Below are 2,585 nucleotides of genomic sequence, written 5' to 3'. Positions count from 1 at the left end.
GTGGGATTCAACCCTGACAAACCGCATTTGTCCCCGGATCTGCTGGCCCGGTTCGAGACTGCCGACATCATCCTGTTTTTGGCGCGCCTTGGGGATCAGTTGCGCTTTTCGCAAATGCCAAAAGGCAAAAAGGTCATTGTCAGTTTTGCACTGAGCCGGGAACAATTCGGATCCGGTTTTTCAAATGGTCATCATGACGCCTTCATGGAGCTCAAGGCCGGGATCAATGAGGTCTTGAACACCGCGCAGGAGGTACGGTTCACCTGTCCTCTGGGCACCGATGTTCGTGGAAAACCTGAAATGAGCCTCGACCCGTCAGGTGACACTTCGGTCCTGCGGTTCCCCATGTCAGTGTTTACGCCGGTACCGGCACACAGCTTTTCTGGCCGTGTTGCGCTGACGTTTCTAACGGGGACGGGCTCGAAATATTATGACGACTACACAATCGAATTCACTCACCCGGTTCTCGCCCGACTCGATCAGGGCCGCCTGACGGGTTTCGAAGGGCATCCGACGGATGTGGCACGGGCCGAAGCGCATTATGATCGGGTGTCCGAACAGTTCGGCATTGACCGAAATTTTGTACATTCCTGGCACGCAGGCATCCATCCCGGATGCGGCTACCCTTGGGACATGCGCCAGAACTACGAACGTTGGGGCGGGGCTGCCTTCGGCAATCCGCGTATCCTGCATTTTCACACATGCGGCACCTACGCGCCGGGTGAAATCAGCTGGAACGTGATCGATCCCAGCATCGTCATCGATGGCATTATGTATTGGGAAAACGGGCATTTCTATGCCGATCGTCTTCCGGGTGGTACCGAAATTCTAAGCCGGTATCCTTGCGCTGCGGGGCTTTTTGCCCATCCCGACTTAGATATCGGACTTCGGAAAGCTGGCTGACCTGCCTGACTTAGTTACACAGCCAAACCTTCAGGCCAAGTACAGAACCGCACAAGGATCAATCCGGTTGCTTGGCAGGCAGGGCCTGTTCAAACATTGGCGGAATAACGCTCTGTCCTGCCCCAAATACAGCTCTCATGACTTAAGAAAGGGAACCGCTTCATGTCTGCCTGGATACGGATGATTTCTGACGAAGATGCCGACGCGCCGCTGCAGGCGGTGCTGGACCTTGCCCGGACACCGCACGGTACCGTGGACAATGTCATGCGCGTGCATTCTTTGCGACCTAACACCATGAAAGGTCATGTAGTTTTGTATCGCGCTTGCTTGCATGACGACAACAACACGATCCCCATGTGGTTTCAGGAAGTGATCAGCTCTTATGTTTCGACATTGAACACGTGCCCCTACTCCTATGCCAATCACTGGGCCAATGCCCGACACCTGATTGGCGATGAAGCGCGGGCGGACAAAATCGAGGCCGCTCTAAAGGCACACCGGCCGCAGGACGCCTTCGACGGCGCACATCTGGAGGCATTGATCTATGCCGAAAAGCTGACTGTGAGCCCGGCCAAAATGGTCGAGTCCGATGTCGCCGCTCTTAGACAAGCAGGTTGGGACGACGGCGAGATTCTCGAAATCAACCAGATCGTCGGCTATTTCAACTACGCCAATCGATTGCTGAACGGCCTGGGCGTGACAACAGATGGCGATGTGGTTGGCTACTACGCCAGTGAGTGAGCCCAAGAGCTTTTCTGCCAGACCAACCATACGTTCTTTTGAATCCAGCCCGTGCGGTGGCAGCACTGGATGCAACTGATGCGTGTCGCCTGTTTTTTAAAATCCTGAAACGTTTTGCGGAAGTCTCGGTGTAATTCTCACTTTTACCCTTTCCGGGGCCACGGGCGCTATGCCACCGCAGCGGCACAGTCTTTGGCGCGCATGTTGGTCTGGTCGACTGACGCTAACGTTCTAACTCCGCGTTTATGACTGAAACGCGCCCCAAACTAATTGTCATCCTTGGCGATCAGCTTTCCACCCAGATGGCTGCGCTGCGCCAAGGTGTAACTGCGCGCGACGTCGTGCTAATGGCAGAGGTCCGAGACGAGACACGCTATGTTCCGCACCATCCGAAGAAGATTGCCTTTGTTCTGTCAGCAATGCGTCACTTTGCACAGGAGCTTGAACAGGCCGGATGGCGCGTCCGGTATGTAAAGCTGGATGATCCAGACAATACCGGCAGCCTTGTGGGTGAAATCGACCGCGCCCGAAAAGCCTTGGGGTTGAAAACGGCCGTCGTCACCGAACCCGGCGAATACCGCCTGCACCAAGCTTTTTCCGAATGCGCCGACCTGGAAATTCTGCGTGATGATCGTTTCATCGCGGATCATGCCGAGTTTCGCCAATGGGCCGAGGGGCGCAAACAACTGCGGATGGAGTATTTCTATCGTGAAATGCGCCGCAAGACCGGACTTTTGATGAACGGCGATGCGCCAGAGGGCGGCAAATGGAACTTTGATACAGAGAACCGCAAACCCGCCAAGTCAGATTTCTTCATGCCGCAGCCTGTGCAGGTCGAGCCGGATGAGGTCACCACCGAGGTTCTGGACCTGGTCGACGCTCGTTTCAGCACCCACTTCGGCACGCTGCGCCTGTTTTGGTTTGCTGTAACGCGGGACAAG

Annotated in this window: 3 protein-coding genes; all 3 read left to right on the top strand. The window is 55.5% G+C overall.

Annotated elements, in window-relative coordinates; genetic code table 11:
* Positions 1–903: hypothetical protein (locus tag AC2FNU_RS24510; protein WP_496794132.1), on the top strand; the 903-nt coding region annotated here is incomplete at its 5' end.
* Positions 904–1,065: 162 nt separating this feature from the next.
* Complete coding sequence (locus tag AC2FNU_RS24505) at positions 1,066–1,644, top strand: carboxymuconolactone decarboxylase family protein (RefSeq protein WP_496794128.1); 579 nt, start codon at positions 1,066–1,068, stop codon at positions 1,642–1,644.
* Positions 1,645–1,889: 245 nt separating this feature from the next.
* On the top strand, positions 1,890–2,585 hold a 696-nt coding region (locus AC2FNU_RS24500; RefSeq protein ID WP_496794124.1), incomplete at its 3' end, for a cryptochrome/photolyase family protein.

The sequence above is a fragment of the Ruegeria sp. BHSB064 genome, assembly GCF_059613205.1.
The sequence above is the reverse complement of the archived record's forward strand: the minus strand, read 5'-3'. Positions and strand labels throughout refer to the sequence as shown.